At 40.3% G+C, this 19,880-nt stretch carries 20 protein-coding genes, 1 other RNA gene and 2 pseudogenes; 18 read left to right on the top strand and 5 right to left on the bottom strand.

Features of this window, described 5'->3' with window-relative positions; all coding sequences use genetic code 11:
- The coding region (locus BJN41_RS12400; RefSeq protein WP_141730407.1) for a transposase at positions 1 to 227 on the bottom strand (227 nt) is incomplete at its 3' end.
- A gap of 169 nt (positions 228 to 396) precedes the next feature.
- On the opposite strand from BJN41_RS12400, the gene BJN41_RS12395 reads away from it, so the two are divergent.
- Positions 397 to 705 (top strand): OST-HTH/LOTUS domain-containing protein, encoded by a 309-nt coding sequence (locus BJN41_RS12395; RefSeq protein ID WP_227515240.1) that lies wholly within the window; start codon positions 397 to 399, stop codon positions 703 to 705.
- A gap of 34 nt (positions 706 to 739) precedes the next feature.
- Here the strand turns inward: BJN41_RS12395 and BJN41_RS12390 are convergent, their stop codons facing one another.
- Both BJN41_RS12390 and sbmA read right to left on the bottom strand, forming a co-directional pair.
- On the bottom strand, positions 740 to 1,705 hold the full coding sequence (locus BJN41_RS12390; RefSeq protein ID WP_227515239.1) for a hypothetical protein: 966 nt from the start codon (positions 1,703 to 1,705) through the stop codon (positions 740 to 742).
- A 280-nt stretch (positions 1,706 to 1,985) separates the two neighbouring features.
- Positions 1,986 to 3,182 (bottom strand): peptide antibiotic transporter SbmA, encoded by a 1,197-nt coding sequence (gene sbmA, locus BJN41_RS12385; RefSeq protein ID WP_070155555.1) that lies wholly within the window; start codon positions 3,180 to 3,182, stop codon positions 1,986 to 1,988.
- Between the two features lie 398 nt (positions 3,183 to 3,580).
- On the opposite strand from sbmA, the gene BJN41_RS12380 reads away from it, so the two are divergent.
- Entirely contained in the window at positions 3,581 to 3,787 is a 207-nt protein-coding gene (locus BJN41_RS12380; protein ID WP_019838358.1) for a hypothetical protein, read from the top strand.
- A 627-nt stretch (positions 3,788 to 4,414) separates the two neighbouring features.
- Positions 4,415 to 5,773 (top strand): NAD(P)-binding domain-containing protein, encoded by a 1,359-nt coding sequence (locus tag BJN41_RS12375; RefSeq protein ID WP_019838357.1) that lies wholly within the window; start codon positions 4,415 to 4,417, stop codon positions 5,771 to 5,773.
- A gap of 131 nt (positions 5,774 to 5,904) precedes the next feature.
- Here the strand turns inward: BJN41_RS12375 and glpK are convergent, their stop codons facing one another.
- Positions 5,905 to 7,389 carry a glycerol kinase GlpK gene (glpK, locus tag BJN41_RS12370; RefSeq protein ID WP_019838356.1) on the bottom strand — a complete coding sequence of 495 codons (1,485 nt, stop codon included), beginning with the start codon at positions 7,387 to 7,389 and terminating at the stop codon, positions 5,905 to 5,907.
- 128 nt (positions 7,390 to 7,517) lie between these two features.
- Here glpK and ssrA point away from each other — a divergent pair.
- The 15 genes and pseudogenes from ssrA to BJN41_RS12295 all read left to right on the top strand — a co-directional run.
- Positions 7,518 to 7,877, top strand: a transfer-messenger RNA (tmRNA) gene (gene ssrA / locus BJN41_RS12365).
- Between the two features lie 179 nt (positions 7,878 to 8,056).
- Positions 8,057 to 9,286 carry a tyrosine-type recombinase/integrase gene (locus tag BJN41_RS12360; protein ID WP_070155552.1) on the top strand — a complete coding sequence of 410 codons (1,230 nt, stop codon included), beginning with the start codon at positions 8,057 to 8,059 and terminating at the stop codon, positions 9,284 to 9,286.
- A 149-nt stretch (positions 9,287 to 9,435) separates the two neighbouring features.
- The gene (locus BJN41_RS12355) at positions 9,436 to 10,146 is read left to right on the top strand and encodes a hypothetical protein (protein ID WP_070155549.1); all 711 of its coding nucleotides are present in this window, start codon (positions 9,436 to 9,438) and stop codon (positions 10,144 to 10,146) included.
- A gap of 120 nt (positions 10,147 to 10,266) precedes the next feature.
- Entirely contained in the window at positions 10,267 to 10,482 is a 216-nt protein-coding gene (locus BJN41_RS12350) for a transcriptional regulator (RefSeq protein WP_070155547.1), read from the top strand.
- 3 nt (positions 10,483 to 10,485) lie between these two features.
- Positions 10,486 to 10,704 (top strand): helix-turn-helix domain-containing protein, encoded by a 219-nt coding sequence (locus tag BJN41_RS12345; protein ID WP_070155545.1) that lies wholly within the window; start codon positions 10,486 to 10,488, stop codon positions 10,702 to 10,704.
- On the top strand, positions 10,701 to 10,898 hold the full coding sequence (locus BJN41_RS12340) for a hypothetical protein (RefSeq protein WP_070155542.1): 198 nt from the start codon (positions 10,701 to 10,703) through the stop codon (positions 10,896 to 10,898). Before BJN41_RS12345 ends, BJN41_RS12340 begins: the two co-directional genes overlap by 4 nt.
- A gap of 2 nt (positions 10,899 to 10,900) precedes the next feature.
- Positions 10,901 to 11,152 (top strand): hypothetical protein, encoded by a 252-nt coding sequence (locus BJN41_RS12335; RefSeq protein ID WP_070155540.1) that lies wholly within the window; start codon positions 10,901 to 10,903, stop codon positions 11,150 to 11,152.
- Positions 11,149 to 11,535, top strand: a complete 387-nt coding sequence (locus BJN41_RS12330; RefSeq protein WP_081406305.1) for a hypothetical protein — start codon at positions 11,149 to 11,151, stop codon at positions 11,533 to 11,535. Before BJN41_RS12335 ends, BJN41_RS12330 begins: the two co-directional genes overlap by 4 nt.
- Complete coding sequence (locus tag BJN41_RS12325; protein ID WP_070155538.1) at positions 11,528 to 11,935, top strand: hypothetical protein; 408 nt, start codon at positions 11,528 to 11,530, stop codon at positions 11,933 to 11,935. The genes BJN41_RS12330 and BJN41_RS12325 overlap by 8 nt, the downstream gene beginning before the upstream one ends.
- Positions 11,919 to 14,126: a DUF3631 domain-containing protein gene (locus BJN41_RS15175; protein ID WP_081406304.1), complete on the top strand. Its 2,208-nt coding sequence runs from the start codon at positions 11,919 to 11,921 to the stop codon at positions 14,124 to 14,126. The genes BJN41_RS12325 and BJN41_RS15175 overlap by 17 nt, the downstream gene beginning before the upstream one ends.
- 185 nt (positions 14,127 to 14,311) lie before the next feature.
- A complete protein-coding gene (locus tag BJN41_RS15455) occupies positions 14,312 to 14,641 on the top strand; it encodes a hypothetical protein (RefSeq protein ID WP_141730408.1) in 330 nt (109 codons plus the stop codon).
- A 10-nt stretch (positions 14,642 to 14,651) separates the two neighbouring features.
- Positions 14,652 to 14,978 (top strand): single-stranded DNA-binding protein, encoded by a 327-nt coding sequence (gene ssb / locus BJN41_RS12310; RefSeq protein WP_070155532.1) that lies wholly within the window; start codon positions 14,652 to 14,654, stop codon positions 14,976 to 14,978.
- Between the two features lie 332 nt (positions 14,979 to 15,310).
- Entirely contained in the window at positions 15,311 to 15,910 is a 600-nt protein-coding gene (locus tag BJN41_RS12305; RefSeq protein ID WP_070155530.1) for a hypothetical protein, read from the top strand.
- A gap of 696 nt (positions 15,911 to 16,606) precedes the next feature.
- A pseudogene (locus tag BJN41_RS12300) lies at positions 16,607 to 17,292 on the top strand (tyrosine-type recombinase/integrase); the annotation flags it as partial.
- Positions 17,293 to 17,504: 212 nt separating this feature from the next.
- Positions 17,505 to 19,584, top strand: a pseudogene (locus tag BJN41_RS12295) (TonB-dependent siderophore receptor); the annotation flags it as partial.
- Between the two features lie 5 nt (positions 19,585 to 19,589).
- On the opposite strand, the gene BJN41_RS12290 reads toward BJN41_RS12295, so the two are convergent.
- Positions 19,590 to 19,880: IS3 family transposase (locus tag BJN41_RS12290; RefSeq protein WP_141730355.1), on the bottom strand; the 291-nt coding region annotated here is incomplete at its 5' end.

Raw genomic sequence — 19,880 nt, 5'->3', positions numbered from 1 at the left:
ATCTCACCATCATCGCTCAGCACGGTCTTACTGGAATAACCGTTACGAGCATTTGAACCGTTCTTACGAGCATTCTTTTCATGTCCGAGATGTTCGGTAAGTTCGACATTGAGAGCCGTTTCAACAGTGAGTTTAGTCAACAATCGGGTGAATTGATTGAGATCGTCTTCTGTTTTGATTCCTTTAGCAAATTCTGCTGCAAGGTCTTTTAGTTTTTGTTCGTTCATCATGTTGCCTGACTCCGTTGTGAATATGAACATAGCAAATTCAGGCAATTACACAATTTAATTTACAGTCTCGAAACAAACGCCCGAAGCCTTCCGAAATGCTTGTTCTCACTTCACCTATGTCGAGAACCTAAGTGGATATGAAGAACCTCAAATTAAAGAACTCCCTTTGATTGAAACGAAGAAAGAACAGCATCCTCAACCCTCTAGTAAAACTGAAGTCTTAAACAACACCACTTCAGCGCAGAAACTACCACTACATATTATTAAACAAATTTTTGACAATCATGATACTGAATGGATTCCTGCTTCTTCATTCACATCGCAATGGAAACTTTTACAAAATGACTTTGATCCCAGAAACTATGGCTTTAAAAAAGTTGTTGATTTGATTAAAAGTCATACAAATATTTTTGACTATGACGAACGTATTTTTGATAGTGGACATAAACAAATTTACATAAAATTAAAAATTTAAAATTAAAAGTTGGCTTTGCAAGTGAGAGTTACCCTCACTTCATGCCTCTTAACATATTCTTAGCCCCTGCATGATTATAATTATTGGCTAAATTCTGCAAAATACGTCTTGCCTGCGCATCGGAATTTGGGAAACGACTCCGATAACTCGAAACACCCGTTAAACAACGAGCCACCAACATGCCAGATTCTGTATAAATACGTGTACCCTCTGCACCTTGCAACTTGCCATAATTATAAGCACGTTGTGCATTATTACAGGCATTATTTTGATTACGCCCGCTGTTTAAATCGCGACGTGCCGCGACATATAAACGTGTCTGTTGCTGTTGCGGTGTTTCAACCACACGTGGTGGAGCTGTTTTTACTGCTACAGCCACTGGCTCTTTTTTCTCTTCAGGTTTTTCTTTCACTTCAGCAACTTTGGTTTTATTTATTGTTTTGGGATTACTTGGAGTTGCTTTAGGTCCTGCCTTTGCGGATTCAGAAGTCGCTCGGTAAAAACGTCGCGCTTCATCTTCAGACATTATTTTAGTGACCAAACTCACCACTCGCACTTCACCACGCTGTTCCAACTGGCGCTCTGCCACAGGCTCAATAGATACAATCCAGCTATCACCCTGATTACCTACACAACGGTATGCCCCAATCCCCTGTTTTACATCTCGATAAGTATTGAGTAATTTTTTAGACCATGCATTTTTGACTAAACTCATTGAGCTTTTATAGGCAAGCGTGAGGCGTCCATTTTGTGACTGACAATAGCTGCCCATATATTTACGTGGAATCATAGATTCAGCAGGCTGATCTTTGCGCTGTGGCCCCCAATAATAGACATATTCTTTAGCGGCACCACTCGGCTGATTTAATTGTTTTTGAACAATCAGTTCTTGTGGAGATGCAAAATGCTTCACCGAATTTGGGCTATATTGATCGACTGTTGCACAACCAAATAATAGGCTGCCCACCCCCCCCATTAAAAGTATTTTTTTCCAGGTCACGTTTCAAATCTCAATTGTTTTTATAGGAATGAAAATATATGAATTGGCGGAAAATAACAAATCTAACACCTTGATTTTATAATTAAATAATCATCGCTTTATTTGAATCGAGTTTGATATTTTTATAAAAAAATCCAGTTCATCACAGTTTTTTATGATTTTGAAAACTAACACTCATATTATTTTTATACAACTGTTGAGATCAATTTATATTTAGCAATCATGGCTCTGAACATGTGAACGTGACATCCACAACAAATCATGGATGTCGCCACCACAACTATTGATCCAGTGTCGATTCAAATGCTTTTAAACGCTTATAGATAGACAAGAGTTCAATAATGGTTGGCCAAGATGCAATCAGATACTGAAAAGATTCACGAACTTTGCCAAATACGTTGGCAATTTGCATCATCAAACCCAATGTAATAGCCCCGGCGGCAATACTTGGGAACAACACAAATAAACCGTATATATTGTCCAATTGCATGTACCAAATACGTACCAAGTTAAAATAGGCATAGTGGAAATATAAACGGAAATAGTTCAAACGTACTTTGCTAAACAGTTCTTTTAAACTCAGCGGATCGGCACGTTCAGCGTGATCTTCACCATAAACCAATTCTTTACGATAAGCCGCCTCAACTTTTTGGTTATTAAATTCCAGACCTGGTAACTTCGCACCCACCACAATTAACACCACTGTACCAAATACTGCCCAACCCACTGCAGCCCAAACTAAGGCATACGGAATTTCCCCCACTATAGGCAGGGCTTTGACATGCACAGACAAACTAAACAGCACAGGTAAAAATGCCAACAAAGTCATTAGGGCTTCGACTAAATTTACCCCTAAAGTTTCCATGGTTTTTGCAAAGCGCATGGTATCTTCTTGAATACGCTGTGAAGCCCCTTCAATGTGTCTCAGTTTTTCCCAATGTGCGGTGTAATAATTATTCATTGCCGTACGCCAACGAAAAACATAGTGACTGACAAAAAATAAATTCAAAACCATTAAGGTCACTGCCACCATGGCAATGTATAAAAAGGTCAGCACACCTGCATAGAGTTCATTGACATCTCCACCGCCGCTACTGAGCATTTTTTGAATCAGGTCATAAAATGGGTTGTACCAAGCATTCACCACAACATTGACTTGTACCCCAAACCAAATATTAAACAGGATGAATGCCGATCCCCATACCGACCAGCGCTGCCATGGGTGATTTGCTTTAAGTTTCCAGAAAATGGCAAACAGCGTCGTTGCCACAAAAAACCACAGGTAAAACCATAAAAATGCAGGTGACCAAAAACGGCTGACATCGATGGGTAATGTTGCTTCGGCATAGCCTTGCGGGAAACCAATCCAACTGCCCCATGCGCTACCGCCTGAATACCACAAAGCTAGATTGATCGCGAACCAAAAAAGCAATGAAATAAAAAACCACTTTGGATTTGGAAAAAATGACTTAAACATGCAGACAAAAAGCCTTTATTTTTTAAATTGGAATGTAAAACCCAGTGCCTTCACCACTTAAAAAAGCGTGGATGGATACTTTAACTTTTATACTTTATACGCTGTTTTTTCAGCAATAATTTTATTTTTATACTGCAAACTGTAAATTTCATCAATCGGCTATATTTTACTGCGCTGTTCATTTGCCATTCATCTAAAAAATTAAATGAAATTGCAATTTTTCTCTATATTTTTAAAGTGTCAAATTATGCAGTATTGGAGATATTTATTGCGTTTTTTTGACCAACCATTTAAATACCAAATGTTTAAACCCGACACAAATTTACGATTTTGTGTAGATTATTCATCAATTTACTATATAATACAGTTGATTAAAAATAACTCATTTAGGGTGCGGTATGGAATCTCCAACAGAAAACATTGCTATTGAGCTACTTGAACCTATTGTTCTACGTAAAGAAAACTGCGCACCAATTGAATTCGAGCAAGGTACAATTTTAAAAGTTCTATTGGTTAATCCTAATTCTTACTTAGTGACCGTAGATGACGAATTTAACTTTACTATCGCTTTAGAAGATGAAAATAAGGTGTGGCGTAAACTTTAATTCTTCTTTATCTCTACTCAAAATTAAAAACATTGGGTGCGCCTAGTTCATCCAATGTTTAAGTTTCTCTGTTTATCCTTTACACCACAAACGATAAACCTCACTCAATGAACTTCGAATCGCAATCATCTACTCTGCTTTCTTATTGCTGTTATCTTTCATCATTGTAAGTGAGCTCACAAAAAAGTTTCTCAGCGCCCTTAAAGCACTTCAATTCAAACAAATTTTAAAAAAATCTAACCAAATTCTATTTAGAGACCATAGGGAAAATTACTTAAGAATCAATTAAATATACCAAAAGGTAAAATTAACCACATTAACAGAATGACCTCAAATTCACTTTTACAACTAAGAAAAGCCAAAATCAATCAGAAATTATGATAAGATCATGCTTCTTGTAAAATACATTTTTTTATAAAGATGAGTTGCTTAAGCAATTTTTACTGTCTTTTGTGTATTTTATTTTTTCTATTTTTTTAATTCACATCCTATTTTGACAAGGTCTATTTGACCTCTAAATTTAGGATTGTATTTGCTTATTTTAATAATGCGGATATTTAAAATCCTGAATTGTGTCACTCAAAATTGGAGAAGTAATTAAGAACTCAAAAACTAATGGAGATAGCAATGGATCGAATTGCAATTATTGGCGCTGGCCCAAGCGGCATGGCCCAATTAAGAGCGTTTCAGTCAGCAAAGGCCAAAGGTCTACAAGTTCCTGAAATTGTATGTTTCGAAAAACAAAATGATTGGGGTGGGCTCTGGAACTATACTTGGCGCACAGGTATAGATGAACATGGTGAACCTGTCCACGGCAGTATGTACCGTTATTTATGGTCAAATGGCCCTAAAGAAGCGCTAGAATTTGCCGATTATACTTTTGATGAACACTTCAAAAAACCCATCGCGTCTTATCCGCCACGCGCAGTGTTGTGGGATTATATTCAAGGGCGTGCAGAAAAAGCACAGGTGAAAGATTTAGTCCGCTTTAACACTGCCGTTCAACATATTCATTATGATGATGCGACGCAAAAATTCACAGTTGATGTCGAAGATTACGCACAGCAACGTCATTATTCAGAACAGTTTGATTATGTCGTGGTGGCCTCTGGGCACTTTTCTACCCCGCGCGTACCTGTTTATGAAGGCTTTGATCAATTCCATGGTCGTATTTTACACGCGCATGATTTCCGTGATGCACTGGAATTTAAAGGTAAAACAGTATTGTTGGTGGGCAGCAGTTACTCTGCCGAAGACATTGGCTCACAATGCTATAAATACGGCGCCAAACAAATTTACAGTTGCTATCGCACTAAACCCATGGGCTTTAAATGGCCAAAAAACTGGTCTGAAAAACCACAATTACTGCGTGTAGATGAAAATACTGCTTATTTTGGCGATGGAACATCGGCCAAAATTGATGCCATTATTTTATGTACTGGCTATTTACACCACTTCCCATTTATTGAAGATAACTTGCGGCTCAGAACGCATAACTGTCTTTATCCTCTAGGTTTATATCAGGGCGTGGTGTGGGAAAAGAATCCTCGTTTGTTTTATTTAGGCATGCAAGATCAATGGTACACTTTCAATATGTTCGATGCGCAGGCATGGTTTGTCCGCGATGTGATTTTGGGCAAAATTGCGTTACCAAGCACAGACGAAATGCAACGCCATACCCAAGCCTTACATGAAAAAGAACAACGCTTAATGAATGATGAACAATCCGCGCGTTTCCAAGGTGATTACATCAAACGCCTGATTGCGCAGACCGACTATCCATCTTTCAATATTGATGCAGTACACGATATTTTCATGCAATGGAAAAAGCATAAAAAAGAAAATATTATGGGCTTTAGAGATAAAGTTTACCGCTCAGTGATGACAGGAAAAATGGCCAAGCCGCATCACACACCATGGCTGTATGCACTAGATGATTCTTTAGAAAGTTATTTAGAAGATGAAGCTCAACGTGAGGCAATGTAAGGCGTGATCTATAAGATCAATGCACGCTTGTTGTAACGAAGAAAAAATAACTACAAGCCTGATAAACACAGCTGATGAGGCTTGTAGTTTAAGATTTATTTAACTTATCGCTATTTAAGAAATAGCGCTCATTATAAATCTGACTTGGCGCGTTTTAAGGCTTGTTGCCAACGCGCTAAATGTTCAGCCCGCTCTGCTTCATTCATTTGAGGTTCAAATAACCGATCTAACTGCCAAGATGCTGAAATTTCAGATAAGTCAGAAAATACACCCGCCTTTAAACCTGCCATGGCTGCTGCTCCCCAAGCAGTTGATTCCAACATTTTAGGACGTAACACAGGCACATTTAAAATATCGGCTTGGAATTGCATCAACATATCATTTTGACTCGCCCCACCATCGACCCGCAGTTCTTTCAGTGGATGATCTAAATCGGATTGCATCGCAGAAAGTACATCCGACACTTGAAATGCAATAGATTCCAAGGCAGCACGCGCAATATGTGCCTTGTTCGTGCCACGTGACATTCCACATAAAAGCGCTCGCGCTTCACTGTCCCAATGTGGCGCTCCAAGTCCTGTAAAAGCCGGAACTAGCACCACCCCTTCGCTCGAAGTTACACTATTGGCGAGTTGTTCAACATCACAGCTTTGTTGAATAATCCCCAAACCATCCCGTAGCCATTGCACCACAGCCCCAGCCATAAAGACACTGCCCTCTAGGGCAAAATGGGTTTGATTTTGACATTGCCACGCCAAAGTGGTGAGTAATTTATTTTTACTAAACTGCACCTGATTGCCTGTATTGAACAACATAAAACAGCCTGTACCGTAGGTGTTTTTTGCTGTGCCAACCTCCAAACAAGATTGCCCAAACAACGCCGCCTGCTGATCGCCTAAAATACCTGTAATGGGAATATTTGCGCCCAATAAACCTGTTGCCGTATCTGCAATATAACTGTCAGATGCAATAATTTTAGGTAAAACCGATGCGGGAATTTGAAATAATTCCAGCAATTCTTCATCCCAAGTTTGACGATGTAAATTCATCAACATGGTTCTTGAGGCATTACTCGCTTCAATGACATGCTCTGCGCCTTGGGTCAAATTCCAGATTAACCAACTGTCGATGGTGCCAAAAGCCACATGCCCCTGCTGTGCTAATGCTTTTAATCCACCGACATGCTCCAGCAGCCACACCAGTTTGCCTGCACTAAAATATGGATCGATACGCAGACCTGTTTTTTGTTGAATCAATTGCATCTGGTTATTTTGAATCAGCTGATGACACCAATCTGCAGCACGACGATCTTGCCAAATTATTGCAGGCGCTAGAGGTTTGCCTGTGCGTTTATCCCACACTACTGTGGTTTCACGTTGATTGGTTACTCCAATTGCGCAAATGTCTTTGGCCAAAATACCTGCAGTTGCCAATGCCTGTTGCACCACTGCAATTTGATTTGACCAAATTTCTTGGGCATCTTGCTCCACCCAGCCTGATTGCGGAGTCTGAATTTGGGTTTCACGTTGTGCCGTAGCCTGAACTTGTCCGTGTTCATTAAAGATGATGGCGCGACTAGAGGTTGTACCTTGATCGAGTGCTAGTAAATAACCCATATTCTTGTGTATTTGACTTGAAAAAGAAAATATTAGCGCAATTATGTAACTAAGCGCATTGAAATGTTTAATTGTGCAGAAAATACATCGTAATTTTTGCCAACTATGCTATGATAGCGCTGTGATATGGGGGTGTTATTGGCTTCGACGCTGATGATGAAGCTCATAGATGCATGCCGAGAGCGCATTTTCTCTCGTAAATAAAATTTGCATTAAAATAGTCGCAAACGACGAATCTTACGCTCTAGCTGCCTAAGGGCAGCTTGTCCGCTTCACTGAATACTTGTGGTCAGTGAACCCGACTGAAGCGCACGCACACAAGTCCGTATAAAGTTGAGCCTCGGGACTTTATACCAAACTTAGAGGATCGCACTTTGAACCCTGTTCGTCGGGTCTTAGAGTGTTAAAATAATAGACGATATCTAAGCATGTAGTATTCTCGAGTGTAGTGTTGGCGGACGCGGGTTCAACTCCCGCCACCTCCACCATATACCTAACAAAACATGGCAAAATATGCCAAGTTTTAAAAGATAAAGGCTTGATTCTAAAGGGATTGAGCCTTTTTTCTTGCCTAAACATAACTAAATATAACTAGCTACAGTGTACATACGCCGTGTACACTACCATGTACATTGCAAGATTTATTGAATCCGTTGGTGTACAAGCCATGAAAAGAACAGAAATAAAACGTAGACCTTTATCAGATACCGTACTAGCTAACCTAGAGCCTGAATCAAAAGAATATCGGGAGCTAGACGGCGATGGCTTATATTTTCGTGTAAAGCCTGATGGCAAAAAAGCATGGTTATTCAGATATAAAAAAGCTGATGGCAAATGGTCATGGCTTGGCATTGGCACTTACCCCGAATTATCAGGTAAAGGTGCAAGGAAAAAAGCATCTGAGATAATTCAAGACATTTCGCATGGCGATAATCCCATCATCACCAAACAAGAACGCAAGCGCAAAGAGCTAGAGCAGAATAATGCTACCTTTGAAGTCTTAGCACGTGAATGGTTAGACACAAAAAAGGAATCATGGGTACAGGACACCATGACCCGAAATAAAGGCGCACTGGAAAAACATATATTTCCGATTTTCGGGAAACGCTTGTACACCACCATAAAGCCTATTGAATGGATGAACTTGTTAAAAAGTATTCAGCAAGAGAAAGGTATTTTTGAGCAAGTGAACCGTATGCGCTCGATGTGTCGTGACATTTACGATTTTGCAAAGGTCACTGGACGTATGGACTACAACCCAGTTGAGGGCATTCAAAAATACTTACAGCAAGGCAAGAAGCAAAACATGCTGCATGTGAGCGAACTTGAGTTACCCCCACTGTTAAGAGCTATCAATAATTATCCGACTATGGATGTGCGTATAGGCTTGCAGCTTTTAGCTATGTTGTTTTGCCGACCAACTGAACTAAGACAAGCCAAGTGGCAAGAATTTGATTTAGAGCAAGGCTTATGGAATATCCCTGCTGAACGTATGAAGAAACGCCGTGAGCATCTTGTACCGTTGCCAACTCAAGCCACTACCCTATTAAAAGAATTGCAAAGCTATGAAACTAATTCTGAATACTTATTTCCGAGCAGATCAGACAAGAGCAAGCCAAAGTCAGACACGGTTTTCATTATGGCTTTGCGCCGTATGGGTTATGAGGGCAGACAGACACCACACGGATTTAGACATATTGCGAGTACCTTGTTAAACAATCGTGGCTTTGATGAACGTCATATTGAAGCAGCACTGGCACACGTAAAGGACGGTGTGGCAGGCGTATATAACAAGGCTCAATATTTAGATGACAGAGCAAGCATGATGCAATGGTACGCCAATCATTTAGAAGAAATTGCAGATCAGAGCATTATTCAGTTTAAAAAAGCACAGTGACAAGGCTTGTCGCACTACTAGCCAATAAATGCACAATTATAACTTAATATCGTTTATATTCAGTTTGCTAAGTCTAGGTTAGCTCCCGAAAGTCGGACACCCAATCCGATTGGCTTAGCATCATTTTGGGGATGCTGTGGGAGGCATGTATGAATAAGCAATTTTTTATAACTGAAGAACAAGGCGAACAATTAAAAGGTCACAATAAATTTATTGAGGATATTCCATTTACTAATGAAGACCCAATATTCAATATTCTTTTAATAGCAACTAATCAATTTATTTATGCGTATCAAAATTTTTTAGAAATAATGGAAGTTGAATTTGAAAAGGCTTCATCCTTACTTTTTAAACTTTATGAATTGCTTGATAAACGAAGAAGCATGGATGAAAGCAATGAGGTTATTACGGATATATTTCAATCATTTAAATGGTATATACCCTTTGATGATTTATGCACCATAGCAAAAATAATAAATGATAAACAATTGATTCTTGAATACTTATCTACGCCTAAAAAAGAGATTGTTAATGCAGAGGAAGATTTTATTGAAGCTATATATTTTTATATAGATAAAATGACTGTATGGACTTCCGCAATTAATGTTATTAACGATAGACTCAAAACATCAATCAAATTGAAAAAATCAAGGAAGAAACACTCAATTGATATTCATAAAAAAGGTGGGCTAGCTAAAAAAGCTATTAGCCAAATGAAGCAGCGAAAAGCTTTTGAATTATATGAACAAGGTAAATATTATTCTTATGCAGAGTGTGCGAGGGAAATTTATCAAGAAGTTGGCGTAAAAGACCCTAGAACTATAGCTATATGGTTAAGTAAAAAATATTCAAAAAAATAGCATTAAGCTAGCTAAACGTACATTAAGCTAGCTGAGAAAACATTAAGCTAGGTAAAGAATTTTTCTAAATAAAAAACAACAACATACTAAACCCATACTTTTTCATGTATGGGTTTTTTTATGACTATTCAACCAATCCGTGTTCAATTCAAAACAGCTTGCCAAATCCTTGATGTAAGCCGTGAATCATTGCGCCATATCGTGCGTACAGATGCCACCTTTCCCCGACCTATTAAGACTGGCGACACCAAACAAGCACCAGTCTATTTCGACTATACCGAGCTTGTAGAGTGGCACAACAACCAAAAACAAAGCCTTGCAGCAATGGGGGCTTAATCAATGAATAACACTCAACTAAAACAAGTCCTAGCACACCTCAAGCAAGGAAAAACCCTTTCGCAAGCTGAGGCTATCGACCTTTTCAACTGCTATCGACTGAGCGCAATTATTCAGCGTTTACGAAATGCAGGTTATGACATTGTGACCCATAACGAGCGCAATAAGTCAGGCATTGGCAGACATGCACGTTATGAGCTTGTTAAGGAGGTGGCAGCATGAGCGAAATTATAGATTTTAAATCTGCAAGCGTGGTGGATGACCTCCCCTTTACAGATGACGAATTGCGGTTAGCGAATATCTATGATGTTGCAGTCGGTTTAATTATTGATATTGAGGAGGGCAAAAACTTCTCAATGTCAGAAATCAAAGCACAGATGATTGAAGTCCTAGAGATTATTCAGGAGGAGCTGTAAGCATGAAAGATTTATATACCTACGTCCTTGCTTCATTCACCCCAACAGATCAAGCCGACATTGAAGCGGATTTAATCCTGAATGATGAGCCTATGAAATTCTTACAGGTCACTGGCATGGATGGCGACATTGCAGACATTATCGAGGCAAGAAAGCAGCTTTTAAATGATGGAAATGCAAATGATGTTTTGATTCTACATTTAGGCAGCCTTGCCACCTTGAATGATGCGATTTTGAAAGAGGTAGCAGCATGAAAGAGCTATTTTTAGAAATGTTCAAAGGACTACTTTTAGGTGTGTGCTTTGTTTTGTTTTGCTTTGTTATTGCAACTCTAAGCCGTTCCGCTTATGCTGTAGACCTCTCAAATAGTCTTAGCGATTCCTCACATCGTAAAAGTGATTTTTTTGTGCCTAAGTTTTGCAAAGCCTCTCAAGCTGTGCAGAAAACAAGCGCAAGCGTTTCAGCTACGCCAACAAGGCTGCAATCCATCTATGATGGGATGACATCACAAAATAAGTCAGCAATGGCGAATATGTGGGGCGAGTCTAAGACCTCGAGAGTGAATCCCATCACCAGTTTTATATTGGTGAAACTTCTCAAAACTCAAACTGTCTTAGGAGGCAATCATCATGCCTAATCAAATCAATAAAACCGCTCAAAACTTTTTAGAAAATTCTCAAGTGATTATTGAATCACTGCAAGGTACATTGCTTCGCTTATATGTGAGCTATGACCAACACGATATATCAGATGCCAAAGCAAAGGCGATGCTTGGAGTATGCGAAACACTAGCAAATGCCGCTTTAGAAGATATTGAAAGTGCAAGTGCAAAAACAATCCTAGACATCTCAATGATAGTCAATCTTGCTACTGGCATCCTATACACGCTTGAAGAACTGGCGCATTTAAACCTAGCAAAAGGGCATACAGCAGCAGCTATAAACGGACTAACCCTAGCTTGTAGCTCATTAGATGAATTATTAGAAGTTGCGGTGGATTATGTAATGAAAGGGGGTGAACATGACAATACACCATGACACCCCCGAGCTACTCAAGCCGTTGGATATTCTAGCGCAATGCACAGAGCTTATGCCAACAGRTGAGGCATACATTGAGCATGAGCTTGTGCAGCGTTTTGGCAGTCCTGAACAGTCGATTCATGTTGATGACAGCATTGTCACCATCAACGGCGTTAGCTATGACAGTCCTATTATTTTGCCTATCTACAATGGACAAATGGAGCTTGTTCAATGTGCTGTGATGCAGGATAACAAGACAGTCGCAGTCATACCTGATGGACTGGCTAAAGGCTTTGCAAGGTATGGTCATTTTGACCATGCCAAGCCTGTGATTGTGACCTACAACCTTGAGGCATTTTTTAAGATTGCTCAAACAGGGTACGCCGTTGCTTTAGTGCTACTCCCAACATTGTGCAACTCAACTCTACCAGTGTTAAAGCCGTTTGATTTTGAACAGATGCAATTTGTGATTAATCAATTAACACAGGCAGGCTATCAGCAGCTTTATATGCCAGTCCGACCTGAACACTTGGAAGCATTTAAACCACTGGAGGAAAACACCGCCGTTAGATTGTTGAATCAGTATCAAGATGACTTTGAATGTGACTTATCACAGTACGAAAGCGTGGAGGATGTGCAGTCATTTTTAAATGATGCGATTGAGCAATTGCCACCACTGGAGGAAGCAGAAGCCGACCCACTGGACAATGACATTTTGCGATTGGCTAACCTTACAGAACTGCAATACGAGCAGACACGGACAGCAGAAGCCGAGCAGCTAGGCATACGTGCAAGCGTCCTAGACAAACTTGTCAAAGCCAAACGAAAAGAGATAGCGGAAAACAAGCATCGGGATGATTTTTTTGAGCATGTGGAAGCGTGGCACACGCCTGTTAGCGGTCATGAATTACTGAACAGCATTGAGCAAATCATTGATGACCATATCGCTTGTGAGCCACAAACCCGAATAGCAGCAGCGTTATGGATTCTCTACACATGGGCAATTGATGCCATGCAGATTGCACCAATCGCATGTATTACCGCACCTGAAAAACGATGTGGCAAAACCCAACTTCTAACCCTGATTGGACAGCTTTGCTATAAGTCATTGTCTACCTCTAACATTTCATCACCAGCGATGTACCGAGCTATTGAGGAATGGAAACCCACATTGCTGATTGATGAAGCGGACACGTTCCTAAAAGAAAATGAGGACTTACGAGGTGTGATTAATGCAGGTCACAGCAGGACAAACGCCTTTGTTATCCGATGCGATGGCGAGGACAACAAGCCAACACGTTTTAATGTTTACTGTGCTAAAGCGATTAGCGGTATTGGTCATCTACCTGAAACCATCAAAGACCGCTCAATTATTTTAGAGTTACGGCGAAAACTCCCTAGTGAACAAAAGCAGCGTTTACGACATGCAGACCAAGCCGAGTGGCACAACGTCAGACGTAAATGCTTACGTTGGGTAAATGATAATTTTGAAGCTATCAAGACCACACGCCCACAACTACCTGAGCAACTGCATGACCGAGCGCAAGACAACTGGGAAAGTCTTTTTATTATTGCTCAACTTGCTAGTGATGAATGGCTTGCAAAAGCAAATCATGCAGCGTTACAGATTGATGGGGCAGAGATTGCAAGCCTCAGCGTAAACGAGCAACTACTCACAGATATAAAGCAAATTTTTGGGCAGCATGGTCATAAAAATATGTTTAGCGGTGGATTGGTTGATGCGCTCAATGCAGACGAGGAAAACACTTGGGCAACTTGGAATAGAGGAAAGCCAATAACACAAAATCAGCTTGCAACTCGGTTGAAGTATTTTGGCATTAAATCCAAAAAAGTGCGTATCGGCACAGTTGTCAAAAGCGGTTATGAGTTAAGCCAATTTGATGATGCGTTTAAGCGTTACATCCCTGATGCAGGGATTCAAAACGTAACAACGTTACAACCCACGCCACACAAGGCTTACAGCGAAAATCAAAGCGTTACACAAAAGAATGATGTAACGTTTCAAAAACCGCTCAAACCMACGCCACACAAGGGTTGTAACGATGTAACGTTTCAAAATGGGGTAACAGGGGGTGAACAGCATTGTAACGAGGTAACAACACCAAAAAAACAGGTAAAGGCTAAAGCATCACCGCCTAAAGAAGTGATAGACACAAAGACGCTTGATATGTTCGGGGGTGGGATATGAGTATGCAAAAAGCACTACACATAATTCAGTTGGCGAAGTCGCACCAGTGCAGATTGTTTATCGCTCCCCCTAATCAGTTGAGATGGGAAAGTCCTGTCATGCCACCTGATGAACTACTGGAGGAGTTGAGAGCCAACAAACCCATTTTGATTGAGTACCTGAAACATACAAGCCGTGACCTATCAATGTTGGTTAAACGTGCGCTAGATGGCTACCATTGGCTACTAGACCGCAAGCGCACCCATTACCGCTATAACGGTGTACCTATTGTGACCGCACGTATAGCAGCAACCGAATGGAGGGAAACAGTTAAGAGCGTGTTAAAGGTCAATGATGCTGAGTTGCATATCATTGAGAGATTGCTCATTCAAAGCGAGCAGCTTGTATATTTTGACCATGCAAAAACATTGCTCACTACCCCCGACCAACTAGAGCAGGACTATATGCCCGATGACAACACAGGGGCAGCATTTAATGCTTGGTTATCTATGCCATGCGAATTTATACACAGTTGAGAATTGAACAATGCCAAATGTGAACAAAGCAATCGTGATGGGTGTGTTAGGTCGTGACCCTGAAACTAAGAATTTCCCTAACGGCGGTAGCGTTACCAATTTTAGCGTTGCAACTACCGACCACTGGAAAGACAAGACCACTGGAGAGCGCAAAGAGGCTACAGAATGGCACAGAATTAGCACCAACAACCGATTGGGAGAGATTGCTAGTAAGTACCTCAAGAAAGGCAGCAAGGTTTATATCGAGGGCAGCTTGAGAACAAGGAAGTGGAAAGACCAAAGCGGTGCAGATCGGGAAGTCACAGAGATAAAAGCCGATGTTCTGCAATTGCTGTGATGCACTTCACTTTCCGACCAACTGCAAAGCAAGTGAGCAGTAAACTGTTTTATAATTGATGTAGAAAAATCGCTGTAGTTTTTAGTTTTGCCCATACTCCCCAGTATGGGTATTTTTTTGGCTGTAATTCAGTATTCAAGTATTACTTGATAACTGGGCATCTTAGACCGCATTAGATCGGCAAAGTCTAATTAGACAAAACCTAGACCTTGATTGCCAACCTAAATCATTAGTGAAATCTCTTATTGAAAAACACTGTAAAATGACTAAAACACAGAGTACATAAGGCATTGAGCCTGATTTAATACCTATCAATTAAAGCGAGGTTATCAATGGAAAAAACACACGGTCAAATTGAAGATTGCTTGAGCTTGGACAGCCGAGTCATGGCTCGATATAAGGTATTTGATGGTGGAGGAAGTAACTCATGGGCATGGCGAAAAGGCAAATCTCAAGAAGTATTTTCATCTATAACATATCACTACGATAACGGCGGTTTAGTATTAAGCTACACATGCAACGAGCAGCAGCACCGCTATTTAGTGGATGTTGTCACTACACCATGCAACTACGGTGGCAAACGCTATTGGTTTAATTGCCCAAAGTGTTCTAAGCGAGTTGCAAAGCTATACCTACGCAATTCAATGTTTTTCTGTAGAACTTGCCACAAACTGAACTACAGCACACAGCAGAGTTGCAAGCTAGAAAGCACCCGAGTTGGTATGTATAAAATCAGGAATAAACTCAACTGGCAGTATGACACCGCATTTATGAAGTCGTGGCATAAGTTGAAGCCTAAAGGGATGCACCATTCAACCTATAACAGATTGGTACAGAGGCATGACGAACTAGAGCGAAAGTCAGAGCAATATTGCATTGCAAACTTTCATGCCTTTATGAATAGACATGGTTTAAAACCATCATGGGATTAAACAGGACTTGCACAGTAGTCCGCAAAACTAACATTTACTAACAGCATGACAGCGCAATTTTGCATTTCGCAACAACTACGCGCGCGCACGCGAGGGATTAAACAGTCGTGTGGTTTAGTGGCTTAAAATCCCAATAGAGTTACAGTGTGATTATTCGGGCGGTTTACTGCTACAAATAGCCTGAACATAGGACTATCCCCCAGTGGTCAAGATGACCATACCTGAGCCACCAGTAAAGTGAGCAGCTTAAATATTTAGTTTTTCGTTCCATCAAAAAGAGGAGCGAAAAAAAACACAGCAAACAATTGTTGAAGTGCTAGAGAATCAAGAAAAACGCGCGCGTGCGAGCGAGTTTAAATCCTGAGTTGGACTCCCCTTTCCCCCACCAAACCCGACAAGAAAACAGCCTAGCAACATATAATTTGTACACTGTGGTGTACACTGGGATTTTTATATAAATTTTAGTTTATACAAAACATATACTTATTAAATTTGTTCAATTGACGCCACCCCACCAAATTCATAAATTTATATCACTTCATTTAGCGATATATAAGACGTAAAGGCTTGAACTGTAATGGTTTAAGCCTTTTTTCTTGCCTATATATAACTGATCTTAACTTTATATAGTATTGCTCGCCGTGTATCCCTACGTGTATCCTTGAAGAAAAATTGAAACCGCAGGGATACAAGGAAATGAAAAGAGAAGAAATAAAACGCCGTCCTTTATCTGATACTGCTCTTGCAAACCTTGAACCTGAATCAAAAGAATATCGAGAGCTAGACGGTAAAGGCTTATATTTCCGTGTCAAACCTGATGGAAATAAATCTTGGCAATTAAGATATAAAAAGCCTGATGGTAAATGGTCGTGGTTAGGTATTGGTGGCTATCCTGAAATAAGTGGGCAACTAGCACGAAAAAAGGCACAAGAACTCATTACGGATATTAGTAAAGGTGAAAATCCTATCATCACCAAACAGGAACGAAAGCGGAAAGAACTTGAAGATAACAATGCCACTTTTGAAGTATCGGCAAAGGAATGGTTAGATACCAAACAAAATAGATGGGTCGCTGACACTATGACTCGAAATAAGGGAGCATTAGAAAAACATATCTACCCTGTTTTTGGTAAACGCCTATATACCTCTATCCGTCCGATTGAATGGATGAATCATTTAAAAGGGATACAACAAGAACATAAGATTTATGAACAAGTGAACCGCATCCGTGCTATGTGTCGTGACATTTACGATTTTGCAAAGGTCACTGGACCTATGGACTACAACCCACTTGAAGTCATACAAATTGTCTGCAACAAGGCAAAAAACAAAATATGTTGCCTGTGAGCAAACTTGAGTTACCCCCACGGTTAAGAGCTATATTTTTCTAGCTAACTGTATAGATTTAATTGTGAACCATAAATATAAACGGCCGCTAATTATTCCTGCAGCTTTGTTGCTGGCAAGTCATTGCAAATGAGTCTCATTTATATATACTTTACACACTTTTTTGAGCCTAGTCGGCAATCCTGTTCCTCACTGAATCGTCGCTCTTTTTTTGCCTTTCATGTTTTTATATTACTTAGGTATACGTATGTTTGCTTTCTCCCCACGTAAAAATTTAATTACTGTTGAAATTTTAAAACATAGTAGCTGCTTAATTTTATCCTTCATCCCGATGATGTCTTGGGCAGAAGCAACCGTGATTCAACCGCAACAACTAGAAACGATTAAAGTTCAGGCTGAAGCAGACTCAAGTTATATCGCAACACAAACGGCGTCGACCCTCAGAGGCAAACAAAAAAATCTAGAAAGCCCCCAAACTGTTAACGTTGTATCTAAGCAATACATGAAAGATTATTTACCTGCGAACTTGGACAATGCACTGACTCAAGTCAGCGGCATTACACAGGGTAATACTTTAGGGGGCACACAAGACACGGTCATGAAACGCGGCTTTGGTGATAACCGTGACGGTTCAATTACCGTAAATGGTATGCCTATTGTGCAAGGCCGAACCATGAATGCGGCAGTTGAACAAGTTGAAGTATTAAAAGGTCCTTCTTCATTGCTCTATGGCATTATGGACCCGGGTGGTGTAATCAATGTTATTACAAAAAAACCTGAGACGACTCAGAAAACTGAACTTTCCGTTTACGGTTCAAGCTATGCAGCAGGTAAAAAATGGCTTAGGTGCAAGCATAGATACTACGGGTGCAATTGGTGACAGTAATTTTGCTTATCGCTTTATTGCAGATCATTCCGATGCAGACTACTGGCGTAATTTTGGTAATCTCAAACAGACTTTAATTGCTCCATCTGTCGCATGGGATAATGGTCAAACTAAAGTGAACCTGAGTTATCAATATCGTCACTTTGATGTACCTTTTGACCGCTCTACCGTTTTTGACCCAAAAACCAATAAAGCCCTACCGATCTCTAAATATCAACGTCTAGATGAAGCATTTAACCAAATGAAAGGCGAAGATCATTTGGCTCAATTGTTAGTTGACCACCAGATTAATGACAACTGGTCAGCTCACTTAGGCTATACCTACAACTACGAAACTTATGATGCTAACCAGTTACGCATAACCAAATTAGATACTACCAATCACACCGTGACACGCCGTACCGATGCGACTTTAAATGCTCAGAGTGAAGATAGTAATGCTCAAGCCTACATCAATGGTTCAACCCATCTGTTTGGTTTAAAGCATGATATTCAACTTGGTTCAGACATCGAATACCGTAAATATTTCCGTCCAGATATGGTTCGTGGCAGCAGCTCAACATTAGATTATTTAAATCCAAGTTATGCAACTGTTGAAGCATCTCAAAATGTGGTCGCGTCAGATAGTGACCAAACCGATAAACTGCATACCTTTGGTTTTTATGTGCAAGATGCAATTCACTTAAATGAAAAATGGATTGCTGTACTGGGTGGACGTTACCTGAACTATCAACAGAATGCTGGTCGTGGCAGACCGTTTAAAGAGAACACCAACACTAACGATGATGCTTGGCTTCCACATGCAGGTTTAGTCTATAAATGGAATGATCAGCTTTCATTCTATGGCAGTTATACTGAGTCACTTAAACCGAACTCTACAATCGCTCCCTTGGGCAATGCGGTTATTGACTCTGATGTTCAACCTGAACAAGCCAAGTCTTATGAAGTTGGCGCGAAATATGAGTTAAATGACCGTATTAAAGCCAACTTTGCCCTCTATGATATTAAAAAGCGTAATGTCTTAGCTAAAGTGACGAACTCATCGACCAATGAAGTCGAATTGCATACGACAGGTGCAGTGCGTTCTAAAGGTGCGGAACTTGACCTGACAGGACGTGTAACCGATCAGCTTGATGCGACCCTGACCTATGCCTATACAGATGCGAAAGTAACTGAAGATGAAACTGGCCTTGAAGGCAATCGCCTAATGAATGTGGCAAAAAATACTGCATCTTTGGCACTAGCGTATGAGTATGGCGAACTTTACAACGGTAATTTACGTTTCGGTATAAGCGGTAACTATGTAGGCAAACGTGCTGGCGATTCGGAAAATACCTTTGACCTGCCTGATTATGCGCTTGCCAATGCCTTTGTCAGTTATGACACGACCATTGCTAAACAAGCGGTCACTTTCCAATTTAATTTAAATAATATCTTAGACTGATCCTAGACAGTATCGTGGACAACCAGCCCCTCTAAACTTTTAATATATTTCTGTTCAAAGGCTTCTGGACTTAACCAGCCGTTTGCAGAATGTCTTCTGACTCGATTGTAATAAATTTCAATATAGTCAAACAAGACAGCATTCGCTTCTTTTCGAGTCGAAAACACACTGCCATGTACCACATGACCTTTTAATGTATGAAAGAAGCTTTCAGTCACTGCATTATCCCAACAGTTTCCACGTCTAGACATACTCTGAGTACAATCATTTTTCAGTAACAGCGCTCTAAAATC

Origin of the sequence: Acinetobacter towneri (assembly GCF_001758345.1) — a bacterium.
GTDB lineage: Bacteria > Pseudomonadota > Gammaproteobacteria > Pseudomonadales > Moraxellaceae > Acinetobacter > Acinetobacter towneri_A.
Note: the sequence above shows the minus strand (reverse complement) of the source record. Positions and strands in the feature narration are given on the sequence as shown.